17 protein-coding genes are annotated in these 18,863 nt (G+C 53.2%); 5 read left to right on the top strand and 12 right to left on the bottom strand.

The window, feature by feature from the left end; all coding sequences use genetic code 11:
* Nucleotides 1-294 precede the first annotated feature (294 nt).
* Complete coding sequence (locus Q3F21_RS10220) at nucleotides 295-1,359, bottom strand: AI-2E family transporter (RefSeq protein ID WP_340252053.1); 1,065 nt, start codon at nucleotides 1,357-1,359, stop codon at nucleotides 295-297.
* 395 nt (nucleotides 1,360-1,754) lie between these two features.
* Here Q3F21_RS10220 and Q3F21_RS10225 point away from each other — a divergent pair, with 395 nt between their 5' ends.
* The gene (locus Q3F21_RS10225) at nucleotides 1,755-2,441 is read left to right on the top strand and encodes a TerC family protein (RefSeq protein ID WP_340252056.1); all 687 of its coding nucleotides are present in this window, start codon (nucleotides 1,755-1,757) and stop codon (nucleotides 2,439-2,441) included.
* Between the two features lie 85 nt (nucleotides 2,442-2,526).
* On the opposite strand, the gene Q3F21_RS10230 is transcribed toward Q3F21_RS10225, so the two are convergent.
* From Q3F21_RS10230 to Q3F21_RS10275, 10 genes are all read right to left on the bottom strand, one after another.
* On the bottom strand, nucleotides 2,527-3,963 hold the full coding sequence (locus Q3F21_RS10230) for a serine hydrolase domain-containing protein (protein WP_340252059.1): 1,437 nt from the start codon (nucleotides 3,961-3,963) through the stop codon (nucleotides 2,527-2,529).
* Between the two features lie 194 nt (nucleotides 3,964-4,157).
* A complete protein-coding gene (locus Q3F21_RS10235) occupies nucleotides 4,158-4,535 on the bottom strand; it encodes a hypothetical protein (protein ID WP_340252062.1) in 378 nt (125 codons plus the stop codon).
* 95 nt (nucleotides 4,536-4,630) lie between these two features.
* The gene (locus Q3F21_RS10240; RefSeq protein WP_340252065.1) at nucleotides 4,631-5,461 is read right to left on the bottom strand and encodes an ABC transporter substrate-binding protein; all 831 of its coding nucleotides are present in this window, start codon (nucleotides 5,459-5,461) and stop codon (nucleotides 4,631-4,633) included.
* A 24-nt stretch (nucleotides 5,462-5,485) separates the two neighbouring features.
* Complete coding sequence (locus Q3F21_RS10245; protein ID WP_340252067.1) at nucleotides 5,486-6,343, bottom strand: MurR/RpiR family transcriptional regulator; 858 nt, start codon at nucleotides 6,341-6,343, stop codon at nucleotides 5,486-5,488.
* Nucleotides 6,344-6,353: 10 nt separating this feature from the next.
* Nucleotides 6,354-7,865, bottom strand: a complete 1,512-nt coding sequence (locus Q3F21_RS10250) for a M81 family metallopeptidase (protein WP_340252069.1) — start codon at nucleotides 7,863-7,865, stop codon at nucleotides 6,354-6,356.
* Between the two features lie 351 nt (nucleotides 7,866-8,216).
* Nucleotides 8,217-8,402: a hypothetical protein gene (locus Q3F21_RS10255; RefSeq protein WP_340252071.1), complete on the bottom strand. Its 186-nt coding sequence runs from the start codon at nucleotides 8,400-8,402 to the stop codon at nucleotides 8,217-8,219.
* A gap of 27 nt (nucleotides 8,403-8,429) precedes the next feature.
* Nucleotides 8,430-8,636 carry a hypothetical protein gene (locus Q3F21_RS10260; RefSeq protein ID WP_340252073.1) on the bottom strand — a complete coding sequence of 69 codons (207 nt, stop codon included), beginning with the start codon at nucleotides 8,634-8,636 and terminating at the stop codon, nucleotides 8,430-8,432.
* A 35-nt stretch (nucleotides 8,637-8,671) separates the two neighbouring features.
* Nucleotides 8,672-9,154 (bottom strand): PRC-barrel domain-containing protein, encoded by a 483-nt coding sequence (locus Q3F21_RS10265; RefSeq protein WP_340252076.1) that lies wholly within the window; start codon nucleotides 9,152-9,154, stop codon nucleotides 8,672-8,674.
* Between the two features lie 78 nt (nucleotides 9,155-9,232).
* Complete coding sequence (gene recD2 / locus Q3F21_RS10270; protein WP_425341239.1) at nucleotides 9,233-11,491, bottom strand: SF1B family DNA helicase RecD2; 2,259 nt, start codon at nucleotides 11,489-11,491, stop codon at nucleotides 9,233-9,235.
* 149 nt (nucleotides 11,492-11,640) lie between these two features.
* A complete protein-coding gene (locus Q3F21_RS10275) occupies nucleotides 11,641-13,305 on the bottom strand; it encodes a methyl-accepting chemotaxis protein (protein ID WP_340252079.1) in 1,665 nt (554 codons plus the stop codon).
* 248 nt (nucleotides 13,306-13,553) lie between these two features.
* On the opposite strand from Q3F21_RS10275, the gene Q3F21_RS10280 reads away from it, so the two are divergent.
* From Q3F21_RS10280 to Q3F21_RS10295, 4 genes are read left to right on the top strand one after another with little or no spacing between them, the layout of a single operon-like run.
* Nucleotides 13,554-13,952, top strand: coding sequence for a GntR family transcriptional regulator (locus tag Q3F21_RS10280; protein WP_340252082.1), 399 nt, complete (start codon nucleotides 13,554-13,556; stop codon nucleotides 13,950-13,952).
* Nucleotides 13,949-14,866, top strand: coding sequence for an ABC transporter ATP-binding protein (locus Q3F21_RS10285; protein ID WP_340252086.1), 918 nt, complete (start codon nucleotides 13,949-13,951; stop codon nucleotides 14,864-14,866). Before Q3F21_RS10280 ends, Q3F21_RS10285 begins: the two co-directional genes overlap by 4 nt.
* Nucleotides 14,832-15,653, top strand: a complete 822-nt coding sequence (locus tag Q3F21_RS10290; RefSeq protein ID WP_340252089.1) for an ABC transporter permease — start codon at nucleotides 14,832-14,834, stop codon at nucleotides 15,651-15,653. The genes Q3F21_RS10285 and Q3F21_RS10290 overlap by 35 nt, the downstream gene beginning before the upstream one ends.
* Nucleotides 15,650-17,599, top strand: coding sequence for a helix-hairpin-helix domain-containing protein (locus tag Q3F21_RS10295; protein WP_340252092.1), 1,950 nt, complete (start codon nucleotides 15,650-15,652; stop codon nucleotides 17,597-17,599). The genes Q3F21_RS10290 and Q3F21_RS10295 overlap by 4 nt, the downstream gene beginning before the upstream one ends.
* Before the next feature lie 116 nt (nucleotides 17,600-17,715).
* Here the strand turns inward: Q3F21_RS10295 and Q3F21_RS10300 are convergent, their stop codons facing one another.
* Nucleotides 17,716-18,858, bottom strand: a complete 1,143-nt coding sequence (locus Q3F21_RS10300) for an IscS subfamily cysteine desulfurase (protein ID WP_340252095.1) — start codon at nucleotides 18,856-18,858, stop codon at nucleotides 17,716-17,718.
* Nucleotides 18,859-18,863 lie beyond the last annotated feature (5 nt).

Below are 18,863 nucleotides of genomic sequence, written 5' to 3' on the forward strand. Positions count from 1 at the left end.
AAGTCCCCATCCCCTCAGGGACGAGAACTTGTCTCGCGGTACCACCCTGCTTACAGGCCTCGTGATTCGATAAACCCATGCCTGTCGCTCGATTAAGGCCGTAACGGTGCCTGGCCGCCGGTTTTTCCCCGGTCTTGGGAGTAGCCTTCCGTCGCACTTCTTCTGGCCACTCTCTCAACCTGCGGAGCGTCCTCTCTGTAGAAGGGCTGCGACGTACTCGTTCCTTCATCGATCTGCGGGGTTTTCCCCGTTACTTTTCATTGTCCGTATTATAATTTTTTTTACCGTTTGCTGTCAACTTTCATGCATGATCAAGGCGATTCGGCTGATCACCACTTTACAGACAGCCAAGACAGGGACCGCCACGATCAAGCCGATGATCCCCGCGACCGCCTCGCCGGTCAACAGCGCCATGACGATCAGCAGCGGATGTAATTGCAGGGAACGGCCGACAACATTCGGGGATAAAATATTCCCCTCCAAAATCTGGATAATGCCATTGACGGCCAGCACCAGCAAGGTCATCTTGAACGATATGGTCAGCGAAACGACGACGGCGGGTGCTGCCCCGATAATCGGCCCGATGTAAGGGATGACGTTGGTCAGGCAGACGAATGAGGCGAGCACGAACGGATACGGCATTCCGATAAGCCAGTACCCGATGTACGCGCACAGTCCCACGATGAGCGCGACGATCATCTGACCGTGTATGTAATTCCCCAATGACTCATTGACGTCTCGCAATACAGCAAGCACCTGCTTGCGGTAGCGGGCCGGTATAATGCTTATTCCCGTCCGGTGAAGGTCTTTCATGTCCTTCAGCAGATAGAAAGCAATGAACGGAACGACCGCATAGGCCAACAGTTTTCCAAGTGTATTGCGGGCATTGTTCACAAACTGCGTGATGGAGTGGGACATTTTTTCATGGGACTGGATAATGACCCGGTCCACTCCGTGTGAAATGCTGTCGGGCAAAAAGTACTTGTGCGCCTCCCATTCGCTCATCCACTTGTGATACCACTCGGTCAGTCTGGGAATATCATCGGAGAGCTCGACCAGTTGCGTCGTAAAAATGGGGATGGCGTTGACGACTGCGATGGCGATGATCAGTACGAACGACGCGTAAATCAACAGCACCGCCATCAGCCTGGGTACCCTGCGCCTCTCCAGCAGCTGGACGATGGGATGCAGCAGATAAGCGATTAACAGCCCGACGATAAAAGGCAGGAGAATTTCCAATAGCAAATGATACCAGGCGCTGATCACAGGGCGCAGCAGCCAGAGCAAGTTGCCGATGATCAACAGTACGATCAGCCAAATGGCGGCAGCAAACAGGCGGCTGTTGCGAAGTCCTTCCACGGCTGCGACCTCCTCTGCGCAAATTTCGTATGAATTAGCGTGTGCCAATTTTGAAAAAAACATGTACATTGGCGACAGATACTTATTGACACACAGGAAGACACGGGTGTACGATATAAACACAAATGGATATTCTTCAAAGGGGAGTAGCTTTTTCGCAGCAAAGTCGTCATTACGGGAATGAATTTCCCCGGCTTTGTTGGCAACGTCACGTTCGTTGTAAGCAAGACCTTTGCCTGATTAGGTAAGGGTCTTTTCTGTTTTTTTCGACCTTTGCCTGTTAGGGTAAAGGTCGTTTTGTTTTCCTCATCGTGGCACAGACTACATAAAGAGTGTCAAGCAGATTTGGAGCAGCGGCCTTTAGAGACATCCACAATAAAGGAGGTTGGAGAAACATGGAAATGTTGTTTACACCCGCATTCTGGTCTGCGCTATTAGCCATCATTGTCATCGATCTTGTGCTGGCGGGGGATAACGCTATCGTCATCGGGATGGCGGCACGCAATCTGCCGGCGCATCAGCAAAAGAAAGCCATTATCTGGGGAACCGTCGGGGCGGTTGTCATTCGGGCGGCTGCGACTCTAGCTGTGGTCTGGTTGTTAAAAATCCCAGGTCTTTTGCTCGTCGGCGGCTTGATGCTGATCTGGATCGCAATGAAGCTGCTTGTACAAGACGGAGGACATGAAACAGTCAAAGCAGGCTCCAGCCTGGGTGCGGCCATTTGGACGATTGTCGTAGCCGACGCTGTAATGGGACTGGATAATGTGATCGCGGTTGCCGGGGCAGCACACGGAAGCTTCCTTTTGGTGGTATTGGGCTTGATTATCAGTGTTCCCGTCATGGTCTGGGGCAGCACACTCGTACTGAAGGTCATGGACCGCTACCCTGCCGTGATTTACGTCGGATCAGCTGTACTTGCCTACACGGCAGGCAGCATGATTACAGGCGAGCCATTCCTGAAAGGCTTCTTTGTCGAATACCCTTTGCTGAAATGGGCTTTGATTGCCGTTATCGTGGTTGGCGTCCTGCTGATCGGCCGAATGAAAAATCAGGCGCAAAAACGGATGGCCGAACAATCTTAAACAAGAAACAGGCTTCGCCAGTTAATTGGCGAAGCCTTCTTTGTTTGGATAAAGCCTTTGGGATAAATCAGCTCTCGTCAGTTAATTAAGTCGTTTCTACCTTGGGCAATTGACGGAATCCAAAGCTCAAGCGAATGACGCGTCCCTCTTCATCACGGATAAAGTCAGATGTGTATTCTGTTGCTCTCCTTTTATAGGCAAAACGGTCCTGACCGACGCAGCGGAGAGGTAAAGACATGCCTTGAGCAGTAAGCGTTAATTGCCCCTCCACCATGCCCACCGTTACCTGTACTCCTTCGCCTGACTGGTACACGCCATAGTAATCTGCCAACTCCTCCGCCTCTACCGGTTCCTCCTCGTAGTCAAAGAGAAGTTCATCTGCAGGACGCGAGTTCATCGTGTTCAAAGACCCGTTCATCAGCTCTCTGGCGGGCACCCCGTCCACGTTGTTCAAAATCGCCCCGCAAATACCTGTCTGGGGTACAGTAAAGATTTGCGCGCTCACACCTTTAATGGAGCCCCCATGCTCCACCAATGTTCCGCCAAAACATCCCGGCGTGATCATCAACCCGTATCCGTAATACTTGTCGGCATCGACGACCGCATGCAAAGCGGTCATCTGTTTGACGCTCTCCTCTTCGAGAATCCGCACCCCCCCTGTCATTCCGCCCGTCCGGAAGATTTCCGTATATCGCAGCAAGTCCCGGATCGTCGATTTCAAAAAGCCTGCTGCAGTCATAGCCGGTGCAGCCCACCAGTGAGGCGCTGCAAACACCTCATCCGGGTTTTCCGGATTTCTCTTATAGATTTTTGCCACATCGTCCATCTGGTCCAATTCTCCCGCGGTATAGACAGTTCTGTTCATGCCCGCAGGCTCGAGAATATGCTCCGTGACGTACTGCTCATAGCTTGTTCCGCTCACTCGCTCAATGATGGCTCCTAGCAGCGCATAGCTGTCATTGGAGTAGCTGAACTGCGTTCCCGGTGGACCGAGCAGGGCTACATCCTGTGCTGCGATGAAGTCCATCAATTCAGAGTAGGTGTCGATATATGGAAGGTCTTCGATCTTTTTTACTTGCTCTGTCCCTTTGACGTTTGGATCTTGCTCTATACTCCGCTTCATCGCAGCGTACAGGGAAGGAAGCGGCGGCAAACCAGCCGTATGGGTCATGAAATGATGGATCGTCACCTGATCTGTATATTGGCCATGCGGCATGCGAAACTCCGGCAAGTACTTGATGACTGGATCATGAACGCTCAGTTTTCCTTCTTCCTGGAGCTTCATAATTGCGACACATGTAAACGATTTTGTCACCGAGCCGATGCCAAATACAGTATCCATTGTGATCTCCTGTTGTTCTTCCGCATCCCTGTATCCAAACTCTTTGCAGTATAACAATTCTCCATCCTGGCTGAGGCCCACTGCTACCCCAGGCACCTTCAGCTCCTCCTTCAGCTTCTCGGCATACGACTCAAACAGTTCTGTCCACTCCAGGTTGCTCACATTCACGGTCATGCTCATGTGTAAACCTCCCTTACTTATTTTGATGCAGGATTTTTCCCTTTTTTCAAAACATAGTAGTGAGCAGGGCCGTCGTTGCGAATAAAGCTCCCATTCCAGGAGAAATCTGTCCGAGGGCAGTCCGTTATTGATTTTGTCTTTCATTTCGCCGTAGTAGGAAGGCAGATAGGTTTTGACGAACCCGCCAAGCTTGCTCAGATTGAGATAAGCATTGCGGGTTTCCAGCGGATCGAATGTCCAGTCATTTTCCGGTAGCCATGTTCCAGTGCCCAGAGACGCTGCTCCAGCTTCAAGCGCTTGCCGATCCCGTAATCCCTGTAGGCAGGCAGCATCCCCAGCATGTGGGAACAAAGATAAGTTTCTCCCTGCCGAAATCCGGGAAATCCATAACAAAAGCCCGTCAACTGTTCCTCAGCAAACGCACCGATGACAACACCGCCGTTGTGGATGGACGCGATCAGCTGTGCCAGCGGCGTAATGCTGCCGTTCCCCCAAATCGCTTCTTGCAGGCTCACAACAGCTTCAATCCCTGCGATATCCGTAATCACTTGATAGCGGATGTCAGGTTGCATGCTCGACCACTCCCACTCGATTTCAACGTTCTCCCCTTCCTTTGTACTGCTCTTTCTCTACTTGCGGAAGCTTTCTGTCCGAACGAGGAACTTGTTTACCCGATTCTGATCCAGGTCATACCCGATGCCGGCACCAGTCGGCACCTTGAGAATACCCGGTCTGTAGAACTCCACTTCAGGTGAAACGATGTCTTCCTGCCAATAGCGACTGGAAGCTGATGTATCGCCGGGAATCGTAAAATTGGGAAGCGCGGTAATCGCGATATTGTGAGCGCGTCCCACACCTGACTCAAACATTTGACAAACAGGAACGGCCCTGTGGCAGACGGGTTCTCGCCGAATTTCTCCCCCAGCTCATCCACCCGTTTGGGATCGATCGGACCGATAAAGGAGCCGGCGGCCATCGTCATAAACGGAGCAAACGCTTCCGAAAAATACACCTTCAACGTATGGGGGTCAGGCGCTTCCACTTTTTCCAGGGGACCTGCCAAATCTTTCACAGGAGAGATCTTGGCGAAGCGCTCAATTGTCTTTTTGGCAGCTTCAGCCGTCAGCGGTTCTCCCGATTGGAAGGTAACGTCCCCTCGCAAAATGAAGGTCCAGACCTTCCCGTCAGCGGAAACCTCGTATTTTTCCGCTACACCGGGGATCACTTTTCCATTCAGGTCGTAGTGCAGCAGCGGATCGTATACCTGAAGGTTGGCGTTGTCTACCCATGTCGCGCTCTGCACATCAATGGTGTCCGGCTCGATCAGAGCAGAGATTACCAGTGTTCCTCCCTCTTTGCCTTGCGAGGTTGACCCTGCGTCCGTGGAAAGCTGTTCGCCTGTCGTCTGCTGGGACGCTGTCGTGCAGCCAGCAATCAGCAGAACCGTTACTATTAGAGCCGTGATCTTGTACCAGGCCCGCTGGAACCGGAACATCATAAGATGAACCCCCTATTGTACGATTTAAGGCGTTTCAAAAAACGGGTAAAACTGCCGGCTGCTCTCATCGTATTGCTTGATTCGCTGCTGTACGTGTTTCCGATCTGCCTGGACTACGCCGCTGACCAGTACGTTCAAAAGAGAAAAAATCGTCGCCATTCCCTTCAAGGCGGTGGGGGAAGGGGTGGTTGCCTTGAGCAACACATCAGCGACCGGTCCGATCGGGGACAGCTCATCATCGGTAATGGCCAGTATTTTGGCTCCCTTCTCCCTTGCCGCAGTCGAAAAGATAATCGTCTCCGACGTATAGCGCGGAAATGAAAACGCGATGACAACCGTTTTGGGATTCACTTCGGTGATCAGATAGTTGGCATCATCAATCTGGCCGCGGTACAAATGAGCATTTCCCTTCACCACGTTCAAGGTGGAAGCAAGCCAGGTGGCAGGACCATGCGAGCTGCGGAACCCGACGACGATTACTTTTTTCGCTTTGACGATCGCCTCTACCGCTCGCTGAAACTGATGCGGATCGAGGTCGTTCATCGTCTTTTCGATAAAGGCCATGTCCTGCCACATATTGTAGGCGACCAGGTCGGTCTCCCCCACTTGCTCTGTCGAGTAGTTTTCCAGCAGCTTATCTTTTTTGCCTGGAAGCAACAGCGATTCGCGAATTTCATTTTGCAAAGCGGTGTAACCTGAGTAGCCCAACGCATAGCAGAGGCGAATTACGGTTGTTTCGCTTGTTCCTGTCAACGAGCCGATTACTTTTGCCGGATGGAGAGCGATTTGCTTTGGTTCGTCCAAAATTAGCTTGGCAACCAGTTTTTGCTGGTTGGTCAACGTGTGGTATTGTTTGCGGATATGTTCGTTTACGTTCTCCATCTTCTGCTCCTTACGTATTTTGATATGGTTGTTCCTCGTTTGCTTGCGGTTTTGTCCAGGAAACGGCCTCATCGAGAGGATACATCGGCCGCGCGATTCGTCTGTAATCAAAGGAAGAAAAACGTAGCGTGGTCAGCCCCGGGGAATCCACCGTAATGATATGGTGGCTGATGGGTTCAAATGCTGCCCGGAAATGCTGGCTCGACTTCAGTGCGACAATCTTGCATGTTTTCACGTCGATTCCGTGAAGCAAGAAAATCTGTTCATCCAGCACCTGTGACTTGACCGAGCAAACGATGACAGCAACCCCGCCGATCTGCAGGCGTGCCGATTTCCCGAGCTGAACGACACCTCCTTCTCCCATCGGAGAGGTTGCCGTGAACGTACCGTCTGTCAGCGATTTTACATAAGCCTTTACTTCGAGGGGCGCTCCGTGAAGCTCATCGGTCTTCCCGCCCAGCTTCACCTCAATCGTCGCCCCAGTCCCGGCCCTATGGGCGATTTCCGCCACCTCCGGATCGTAGATAAAGCCGAAGCAGGCATTTTCCAGCTTTGCCTCCAGCATGGCCCGAAGAAGGTGGGTGCCGTCACCGGGAGTCCCTCCGCCCGGATTGTCAGAGGTCTCATTGATCACGACCGGCTGGCCCGTCAGCTTCAATGCCGCTTCAATCCCTTCCGTGCAGGACAGCACATCAGGTGCAAAGGCTTCACGCTGCTCCCAAATATAGGCGGCAACATCTTCTGCAACGCGGCGGGCAAGACCAGGATTGTCATTGGTGATGGAAAGTACGGAAACGCACACATCGGGAATATCGGTATAAGGGAAACCGTGGAAAAAGGCGCAATCAATCACTCCCTCTTCTTTTTCCCAGCGCCAGCACCGTTCATTAACGTCTTTGGCAGGAGACTGGTTCGTCGTGGAGGTGGGGATCATCAGCGGCAATTTGACGAGGTGCATCGTTGGCTTTAATCCTCCCTCGACAATTCCCCGTGCCACCGCGACTGCTTCCACACCGCGCTCATAGCAATCTGTATGCGGGTAGAGGTGGACACCAAGCAGTGCGTCAGCCTGGGCAACCATTTTTTCCGTTAGGTTGCCATGAAGATCAAGCGTGACGACCACGGGTACGGCATCGCCAAACTCGCTGCGGACTGCCTCCAGGATGTCTCCCTCGAGATCGTCTACGCCCTCCGCTACACCAGCCCCATGGAGAGCGAGAAGGATGGCGTCCACCTGTCCGGCTTGTCGAATGCCCGTGATAAGCCGGTTTTTTAACTCCTTGTATGTCTCTTTGGTGATGGTGCCGGCGGGATAGGCGCTGGCAAAAAACGTCGGGATCACTTCTATCCCCCACTCTTCCGCACGGTCAATCATCCCGCCCAAAAAATCGCGTACTCGCCGATGTTTGAGCAGAATCTCCTCCCCCTCGGACCACTCCCAGACTTGAAACAGCTCCTTTGCCGTCGGCACATTGGAGAAAGTGTTGGTCTCGTGAACAACTCCGCCAATCGCGATTCTCATTTACAATCGCCTCCCTGTTTCATTGTGGTGCAGAGTAAAGCAGGCAGTGAATTCTGTGAAGTCTTGACTTTACAAATGCGTAAATTCTGAAGTTATAGCTCCATTTGTTGCCATTATAAGGGAGGAGTGACATCATTTCAACATGAAAATTATAAATTTTCAGTCTTTTTTCTCGCTCTTCGTTTCTACAAGAGGGATGCTTCCACTACTGATCAAGCAGATTGAAACGGAAGGCAAATCCCCCCTGTACGCTTGACAGCTTTTGGTTTGTTTTGCAGCTCGCACACAGAGCGTGCATAAAAAAACCGGACGCTTCTTTCATGCGTCCGGCTCTATGGGTCGCCACGCCTGCTAACGAGCAAAGGCCCGCATCAGCTTCTGGCTTGTCTTCATCATTTTTTTTACATCTCGCATGGAGACGGGCCAACGATTGATGTTCAACGCAAAACGTCTGCGGCGGCGCGGAGCCATCATATATCCGACAGCAGCCACTATGCCGCCTGCTGCTATGATCCCAAGCAGGTTTCGAGCAATCATTCGGTGACACACCTCCGGGTTTGATGTCTACATGCTTAACTGAGTCGGCACAATCTGTTCCTCGATGAACAGATCGTTGAGCGAATGCAGCGAGCCGTCTTCTTCCACCTGGTAAACGGAAGCAATCTGCTCATTGGATACGCTCATTTCAATGAAGCAGTTCCAGCAATAGTACTGATTGGTACCAATTTTGCCAATGTCTTTGGAACTGCAGTTCGGGCAAATCACACGCATCTATTTTTCCTCCCTTTCACGCCTGGCTGCGAACCTTAATCCGGCACGATCAGGTTTTCTTCCCCAATAATGACGGACGGAGGAACGGACAGGCGTTTACGTCCTTCCGTAACGTCCGCCAGCCAACCGTTCGATAATTCGTACCCTACAATTTTCTCCCAGTCCGCAGAGAAGTAAACATCTTCCAATCGACCGAGCAAGTTCCCCGAAGTGGAAATCACGGATTTCCCCTTCAGTTTCAGCTTCCCTGTCAGGACACCAGTGGGTTCCGAAGCGGCCAGATGATCCAAGGAGGTTATTGCGTCTTTGCCCGAAACAGTGAGACAGGACTCTCCCACCGCATGTATGCGGCCCAGGGGTATATAGGTGCCGGGTTGCAGCCAGCCCTGTTCGCTCAGCAAGACTCCTACGACCTGCCACTTTTCGGAGTCAAAAAGAATGTCACGGATAACACCGATCTCTTCTCCTGTCTCCAGGCAGACGACCGGCATGCCGACCACATCCAATGCCTTGCGCATGATGGGATTTCCCCCTTCCGCCTCTTTAGTATCGGGCGGATTGAATCGTTCCATGCAGTGACGACACAGGTTCCAGCATCATCCTTGTTTCAGGCGTTCCTCCAGGTAGCTGTATCGTACGCCCTCCTCATCCGACTGGACGGCGATGCGAAACGCTTCCGGTTCTCCACACATGATGAGAAATGATTTACTGCGCGTGATTCCCGTATAAACCAGCTTGCGTCGCAGCATCCGATGGTAATTTTTTACAAACGGCATGACAACGATCGGAAACTCGCTGCCTTGCGACTTATGGACAGAGCAACAGTAAGCCAGCGTCAGCTGATGGTATGCGGATCGCTTGTACGTCACTTCACGGCCGTCGAAGGAGACGACAATCATCTCTTCATTCTCTGCGTTTTCATTTGGGTAAAAAATGGCAACAATCTCACCCATATCGCCGTTGAACACTTGTTCTTCGGCATTGTTTACAAGTTGAAGCACTTTGTCTCCCGTCCGAAACGCGGTGTCGCCAAACGTCACTTCCCGTTTTTGGCCGGTCTTTGGATTAAACAGCTCCTGAAGCTCTTCATTCAACCGGTTTACACCTGCATTTCCTTTGTACATGGGCGCGAGAACTTGTACATCTTTTGCTGTATATCCTTTCTTTACGGCTCCCAGGCAAATTTGTTTCACTGCTTCGATTACATCTTGTGGCGAACTTGTGAAAAATCTGCGATCGGGGGAGGATTCCAGCAGATCGGACGGGACAATTCCTTTTCTTACATCATGCGCAAGCCGGATGATCGACGATTCCTCCGCTTGCCGGTAAATTTCCGTCAGCTGAACGCGCGGCAACAGCCCGGAGCGAATCATGTCTTGCAAAACGTTCCCCGGCCCGACAGAGGGCAGCTGGTCCGGATCGCCTACCAGAATGATCTGAATGTCGCTCGGCAGCGCCCTGAACAGTTGATTGGCCAACCAGATGTCCACCATTGACATTTCATCCACGATCAGCAGCTTTCCGCGAATCTGATGTTCGGCGTCATGTTCAAAGCTGTCTCCCTTCCAGCCGAGCAGCCGATGTATCGTCATGGCGGGCAGTCCGGTCGTCTCCGTCATCCTTTTTGCCGCCCGGCCCGTGGGCGCAGCCAGCAGGATGGGAAACGGATTGCTTTCATCGTATTTTCTCAGGTCGAACGAAATCCCATGCAGATGCGCAAACACGCGGCATATCCCCCGGATTACGGTCGTTTTCCCTGTCCCCGGTCCTCCCGTCAGAAGCATCAGGCCTGACGTGATCGCCTGTTCGATCGCATCCCGCTGCGTCTGGGCATAGGTGATATCCAGCTCTTCCTCGACCGCACCCATGGCTTGGTACAGCTCTGACACGGGAAAGGAGGAAAAGTCATCGCGGTCGGCAAAAAAGCGAAGCCGCTTCGCAAGCCCAACCTCGGCAAAAAAGAGGCTGGGCAAATATACCCGCTCCTCGTCCCACATCACCTTGGAGGTGACAAACAGAGCTTCAATCGCCAGTTTTACCTCGTCCTTTGTGAAAGCATGGCCCCCGCATTCTTGCAGCAAGCGCAGCGTTTTTTCGCACAGCTCTTCGATCGGGAGAAAGACGTGGCCCTCCGCGTAAGATGCTTCCTGCAGCGTAAAAATAGCTGCTGCCTTGACGCGCTCCTCGGAAGATGCCGCGATTCCGGTCGCACGAGCGATCTCGTCCGCACGCTTGAAACCAATCCCCTGCACATCCTCGATCAGCCGATAAGGCTCCTCTGAAAGCACTTTCAAAGTCTCCAGCTTGTAGGTCTGGTAAATCCTGAGTGCAAGCTGCCCCCCGATTCCGAACTCGTACAAAAACACCATAGCCTGTTCCAAAGAACGATGCTCCATCACCGATTCATAAATCTGCTTGGCACGAGCTTCCGATATCCCAGGGACCTCCGCCAACGACTCGGGACGGTCTGCGATAATCGACAGCGCTTCGACTCCCAGATGCTCTACGATTCGTTTTGCCATCTTTTTGCCAATTCCCTGGAACAGGCCACTGGCCAGATATTTTTCTACGCCAGCCACCGTTTTCGGCGTTTCGCGCTCATAGCGGGACGTCGCGAATTGCTGCCCAAATCGGGGGTGTGTTTTCCATTCTCCGTAAAAAGTGTAGAGTTCTTCCGGATGAGGGCGCGGAAAGTTGCCCACGACAACTACCTCTGTCTCCTTGATCGCTTCCGAGGTCTCCTCTACTTTAAGACGAATAACTCCATACCACGTTTCTTCATTGTAAAAAATTTCTTGTTCCACATAGCCGCGAACGAATGGTTCAGCAAACAAAGGGAGTGTTTCCTGCGACATCATAGCGCCCCCTCGAAAGACATACTCGTTTTAAACCTGCTGATACAGCAAGAAACCCACCCGGGAGTAGAAACATCGCGGGCGGGGTCTGCTCATTCGGATTCCGTTCGTCAACGCCTCAACAAAACGGTCTGCCGATTCACTGATGTTTAGATTGTAAAACGATTTACTTGTTCTGACAACCGCTCCGCCATTTGAGCCAACGTCTCCGCAGCCGCTGTCATTTCTTCCGTCGTAGCAGTCTGCTGCTGGGAAGCTGCGGCTACCTCCTGCGTGTCGAGTGCCGCTCGTTGGGCGAGTCGGGCTATCTCATCGGCGCGAGCTACCAGCAGTCCGGTATCTTGATTCATCGTCTGCGCGGACTGGTTCATTTTGCGCACCTGGCTGCTGACATCGCGAACAGCCAATACGATTTGACCAAAGGCTTCTCCTGCCTGGGATACACCGATCCGGCCCGCCTCGACGGACTGCGTGGTCGCTCCCATGGCATTGACGGACGCTTGTATGTCATCGCGGACACGGTGGATCAAATCGGCGATTCTTTCCGTCGACTGGCTTGATTGCTCCGCAAGGTTGCGGACTTCATCGGCTACGACCGCAAAACCGCGCCCCTGCTCCCCAGCCCGCGCCGCTTCTATTGCGGCATTGAGCGCGAGCAGATTGGTCTGCTGCGAAATATCCCTGATCGCCGTAATAATGCCCATGATCTGCTCCGACTGAATGCCGAGAGAGCGGACGACTTCCTCCGTCTGACGGACATTCTCAGCGATTTGTTCCATCTCCAGGTCCAGCTCGTTCATCTTCGTTTCTCCGTTCGTTGCGAGAAGATGAGCCTTTTCCGCGTCGCCGCTGACATGCCCGGTGGCCTCCGCAATGCGGCTTACATCCTGGCTGATCTGATGCAGAGAGCGCGTCGTCTCAACTACCGCGGCTTTTTGCTGATCGGATGAAGCGGCGATTTCCGAAGAGGCAGCCGCGATTTGTTCGGAAGCGCGGGCACTCTCCGCCGTACTGGCCGTCAACTCTTCCGAGGAAGAGGCGACCTGCCCGGACACCTGCTGCACTTCCTTCAGCATGTGGGAGAACACATCCATCATCTCATTGTAAATGCCCGACAGCTCGCCGATCTCATCTCTGGAGCGGACCGGTACCCGCGGGGTCAGGTTGCCTGTCTCAGCCAGCCTCATCGCCCCGACCAGCTCTCCGAGCGGCCGAAGCAGCCTGGTTACGATGAAGATGCCTATCGCAAGTGCGCAAGCGGCGCTTACGAGACTGACGGTAAACATCATCAGCCGGCTCGCTTCGATCGGCTGCAGCAGATCATCCCGGTAGCTTCCGATGGCAAGCAGCCAGCCGTTGGGAAGCTCCTCGTATGCAGTCAGCTTGTCCTTTCCCTGGAATTCGTACGCCAGCCAGCCGCTTTTTTCCTTGAGCATGATCTGGGCAAAGTCGTATTGGGCAAGAGAGGTTTCGTTCACTTCAGGATCGGGATGAAACAGCGCCGTTCCCTTGAGGTCCATAATATAAGCATATCCAATCATTCCGTTTGGCTTGTAATAGCTCTCGGCGACATCCTTGACTATCGCGTCAATTTTCTGACGTTCGTCAGGACCCGGAGACAGGCTCGCCGTGTAGGGGGCCAATTCCTCCGCCTTTGTTTTGGTAATGTACTGCAAGTCGGAAACCGTTAATCGATAGACGGCTTCCGAGGTTTGCTGGAATTGCAAGTAACCCGCTATCATCAACGGGATTACCGTGATCGCCAGCATGGTAATCACCAGCTTGTAGCGAATCGAGATAGATTTGACTTTCATGACTGATCTCCTTTGTCCTGGGGTTCGAATACTGCTCAAGTCATCTTCTGATAGAAACATTTATGGAAAGTAGTTCTAGTGCCCTATTCTACATGTTTATTCGTTCCCAATCCATCCACAATTTGGTGAAGAAGAAAAACGATGAAACCATTTTCCGGGTATTGACAACTTAGAAAAAATTGTTATGCTCATGGTGTACCATATAAACTAGTACACGTAGTACACCATTCCATACGGAGGTGAGTACCTTGTGGCCTCGAATTGATCCTCGCTCGGACATACCGATCTACCAACAAATCATTCAGCAGATCAAAGAGGCAGTCGCCAAAGGATTGATCGCTCCGGGAGAGAAGCTGCCGTCGGTCAGGGAGCTGGCCGGAAGAATTGCCATCAACCCGAATACGATCGCAAAGGCTTATCAAGAACTGGAACGAGAGGGCGTTATCGAAACGCTAAGAGGGCGAGGGACCTTCGCTGCCGCTCTCTCCTCCGGTGTCGGGGACGAAATGAAGCGGCGGTCTATTGAGGGATTCATGGAGAAAATTCTCGTGGAAGCGCACTATCTTCAGCTCGGAAAAGAGGAGCTGCTCACCATGCTTCAGTCCATGGTCGAGGAATGGTACAAAAAGAAAGGAGAATCGCCATGAACGCCATCGAAGTGATCGGACTGACCAAACAGATCGGAAACCGGCTTGTTCTGAGTAACGTGACCTTCTCTGTCCCCCCTGGAACCGTGTGTGCCTTGATCGGGCCGAATGGCGCGGGAAAGACCACACTTATTCACACACTGCTCGGGGTAGTCAAACCGACTGCGGGAAAAAGCTTTATTTTCGGAAAAAGCACGGACGAAAAGTCTGGCTTGGTCCGTAGCGAGGTCGGCTTCATGACAGAGCCAGCCTTTCCGAATCTGCGCGTCAAAGAGCTGCTGCGTTTGTGCGCCGCCCTCTACCCGCTCTGGGACGAGAGCTTGTGCAGGCGCTTGCAGGAGCTTTTCGGCCTTGCCTCCGAGCTGCCGATCCGCCAGCTGTCCAAAGGAATGAAGGTCCAGCTTTCTCTTTTGACCGCGCTCTGTGCCCGGCCGAGGGTGCTTCTTCTCGATGAACCTACAAGCGGGCTTGATCCAGTCCATCGGCAGTCGTTTTCCCGGTTGATCATGGAAGAGGTTGCGGAGCGTGAGACTACCGTTCTGTTCACGACGCATCACCCCGAGGAAGCGGAGCGGCTGGCTGACGACGTCGGAATGTTCTTGGAGGGACGGCTATTGTTTCACGCATCCGTCGATGAGCTGAAGCGAACTTCCCGATGCATTCAGGTCGTGCTGCCAGACGGACTCCCCCAAGAAATCCGGGAGCTTCCGGCAGTCTTGCATGTCAAACAGCAGGGCAGCATGTATTCCCTATTCATCCGGGATCGTGCCTGCGAAGTGACGGAGCGCATCCGCCTTCTTGCTCCCTCCCATTTGGACATTCTGCCCGTCAGTTTGGAGGAACTGTTTATTTACACCGCATCCAAGGAGGGATACTCATTTGATACGGCTGCATGCAGTGAAAGCGCTTTTTGAGAAAGAATATGTACAGTTGCGTTGGTTTGCTGTCCTTTCCTTTTGCCTGATGGGTCTGACTCCGCTCTTTGGGTCGCTTCTGTACTGGCTCGACAGGCCGAACAGGAGCCGTCCATGGGGAGATTGGTCTCTGACCGCGGAGAATATTTTTACCCGTGGAGAAGGCTCGACATTTGTCTACCTGGGGATCGTTCTGGCGCTGATTCTCGGAGTCCGGGTGCTCGCCAATGATCGCGCCGATCAATCAAACCTTTTTCTCGCCTCGCTTCCAGTCAGCAAGAGAGAGATTGCCCTGGCGAAATATCTGGCCGGCACCGTCGTCGTCCAAGGGATTACATGTGTCCATCTCCTGTTTTTTACGATGATGCCGCTTATCTTGCCTGCTTATTATTCCTTGACGGGCGCTGTCTACTGGTTTCTCTTGGCTGGCGGTCTGCTGCAGCTTGTGTTTTCGATCGGTTTTTTGGCGGGCTCGATCAGCCGCAGGCGGCTTGGCGCCTATGAAACGGCCTTTCTCCTCCTGCTGCTGCCGAGTATCCTGGCCCGGATGACAGAACCGTATTTCCCGGTGTTTTCAGCTGGAATGTCTGTTTTCTCGCCGCTCCATGCCGCTTTGGAGTTGTCCCGCTTGGTTGAAGGGTACACAGGCTTGTCGGTGTTGGTTTTCTTTGTAAGCGCTGGCGGATTAGGTTTGCTGAGCGTGCTGGCTTTTGAACGAGGCTGGCCCCAGGGAACAGGCCCCAGGCGGTTGCTGCCTGCCAGCGGCGAAAGGGAGGGAAACAGATGAACCGCTTGCGTTCCTTTTTGCTGTTGCCCCTGGTATTGCTGATGGCTTGCTCCTGGGCCCAGCCTGCCCGGACTGCGCCGCATGCAGACTTGTTTGAGCGATACGTGATGCCAGCGGAGGGCGACAGTCATGTCATTTTGCAATCCGTATCAGGCGAGTATGTGGATGGATACCCGGTCGCTGTGGCTTTTCCGGACGATGCCCCTGACAAGACGGAGACAGAGCAGTTGTTTCGCGGTTCGTTCATGCAGGAATCGGTAAAGCTCTACCATCTGGCGCAAAACTATTTGAAAAACCAAAAGAGCTCGCATCAATTCGAGTCGGCGTATTTGCTCCTGTCGGATCGTATGGGCGGATTCGCCAGGAAGGGTTTTTTCCTCAGGGAAAACAGCAGCCTGATCGACAAAACGGATGTGCCCTACATCGACCTCGTGAAAAAAACGCCAGAGGCGGAAAATCAGCTCGGAGCGACGACGCAAATTTATCCCCATGAGATGGGCCATCTGATTTATTACATGCTTTCCCAGGCGGAGCCTCGTTCGAAGTCAGTCACCATGCATTACTCGGGTATTGTGACCGACTATGCCACCGCTTTTAATGAAGGATTCGCCGAGCACTTTGAGAAGATCGCCAGACGCTATGATCAGGACGAAGGACGTAAACGCATGATGGACGAAAGCGAACAACGGATGCTCGCGATGACCCGGCAAAAAATCGCCGGCTATGACCGGGATTACGCCTGGCCCTTTCGGCTGGATTTTTACCGCGCCGCTTTGCCCTTTTGGTATCAGCAGCTGGAAAACACCCGCAGGCATCACGGGGTTGAGACCGGAGAGCTTCTCCATCCCCCCGTCGTTCGCCCCGGAAGGACCCCGGCAGATACCCTGTTATATCGGAATACAAGCATCCATTTTGACAAAACGGCACTTCGCTCCCCCGCCCAGATGGTTTCCACGGAGGGCGTCATTTCAGGCTTTTTTACCAGGCTGATGGACAGTGAATTGAAGGAAGAGTATCTATCCGCCGAATTTTACAGCGATTTTCTCCGGGAAAAACAGCCGCTGCCGGCTCCTCCCGAAGATATGTTTACGCCTCTGCAAAATCAGTACTTGAAAATATTCGCCGTCCTGCACAAGCACGTGAACCCAAGCAAAAGCGAGAAGGGACAAATGCTCGATTTTTTGGAGGGGTATGGGAAGGAGTTCCCCGGTGAAAAGCTGCGGATTACCCAGTTATTCCGGCAAGCGACCGGAGATGTGACAGGTCCCGACATCGCCAGCCGAATCGGTCCGGAAATCTGGCTGACAGCCAGCCACGTCCACTATCCGTTTTGGGCGTTCGATCAATTTAAAGGGAACACCTTTCCCGCCTATACGTTTTCGATCAACACAGCGGATGTGTACGATCTGACGATGATCCCCGGGCTCTCAGGCAGCGAGGCCGAAAGCATTATCCGTCAAAGAGACAAGCTCGGATTTTTCCGGAATGCGAAGGAGATTCTCTCAGTTCCAGGTTTATCGGAGGCGGGACAGCTAGCGATCGAGCAAGCTTTCGAGGAATGGGAGCCGACGGAATGGAGCGGTATCAGCCTGTCAAAACTGTTTGGCGCCTCTCTGGTTCATGTGCTCGCTGAAGGATTGCTGTACTTTGCCGTCTTGCTCGCTCTCCCCGTTTCCTGGCGAATGTGGCGTCGCGGCTGCTCCGTCGGGGCACTCATCAGGAATTTGCTGGGCAAACTTGGCAAGACCTACTGGCTGATCGCACTTGGGCTGTTTTCCGTGTTGGTCAGCAGCATTCCCGCTTTCCACGCCTACCTTCTGGGATGGCTTCTGACTCTTCTGGGAGAAGCCGCGCTGCTTCTCGTACTGCGGCAGCGAAGGAAGCTGCGGGAAGCGCTGATGTACACGGCCGGCATCGGTATGGCTGTTCTTTGTTCCGTCCTGTAAAATATGGAACTTGGTTGTGAAGAGATCATGCAAAAAAACCAACGGATACACACACCGTTGGTTTTTTATCGTCCGTTCTGTTCTTCGTTTCCGTTGAGCCACGCATTCTTAAACGGTTACCGTTTCAGCCGATGTACAACCTCGGCCGCCTTCCGGGCTGCCCGTTCCGCTTCTTCAACCGTATTGGTGATGCCAAAGCTGAAACGAATCGCCGACTGGGCTACAGGGTCATCCAGGCACATCGCCTTCAGCACATGCGACAGCTCCAGCGATCCCGATGTACAGGCGGAGCCGCTCGCGGCTGCCACACCTTGCAGATCGAGGTTCATCAGCATCGTTTCGGTGTGGACACCAAGAAAGCTGACATTCAAAATATGCGGGAGGTGCTTCTCTGGATGCCCGTTCACCTGAAAAGAGATGCCCTCCTCCTCCCAGCACTGGAGCATCGCGGCGCGCATCTGCCGGTACTTGGCTACGCGCTCTGCCATTTCCTCCTGCGCGATCTTGGCTGCTTCGGCAAATCCGATAATACTCGCCAGATTTTCCGTACCCGCCCTGCGTTTGCGCTCCTGCGAGCCGCCGTGCAGATAAGGGGTAAACGGCACCTTGCGTCCCAAATAAAGCGCCCCCACTCCTTTGGGGCCATTGATTTTATGGGCGGAAACAGACATCATGTCAACGGGCAGCTTGTTTACATTGATCGGCAAAACGCCCGCGGCCTGAACGGCATCCGTGTGAAAGACGATTTCCCGCTCGCGAAGATAGGTTCCCATTTCTTCGATCGGCTGAATCGTTCCGACCTCATTGTTCCCGTACATGATCGATACGAGGACTGTATCCGGCCGGACCGCTTTTTTCAGCTCATCCACGCTGATCATGCCCGTCTTGTCCGCAGGCAGATACGTTACTTCAAAGCCCAGCTGCTCCAAATGCTCGCAAGCATGCAGGACGGCATGGTGTTCGATGCTGGACGTGATGACGTGCCGGCCGCGCTCCCGCTGAGCCATCGCTCCGCCGATAATCGCCATGTTGTCCGCTTCCGTCCCGCCGCTCGTAAAGACCAAGGTCTGCGGATCGGCATCGAGGAAGCGGGCAATCGCATCGCGGGCTCCTTCCAGAGCCTGTCTCGCTTCACGCCCAAAGCCGTGGACACTCGATGGATTTCCGTACACTTCTGTCAAAAAGGGATGCATCGCTTCCACCACACGGGGATGCACCGGTGTCGTGGCAGCGTGGTCCAGGTAGATTCGCTCTCGCACTAAGG

The sequence above is a fragment of the Brevibacillus borstelensis genome (genome assembly GCF_037834415.1).
Classification (GTDB): Bacteria; Bacillota; Bacilli; order Brevibacillales; family Brevibacillaceae; genus Brevibacillus; species Brevibacillus borstelensis_A.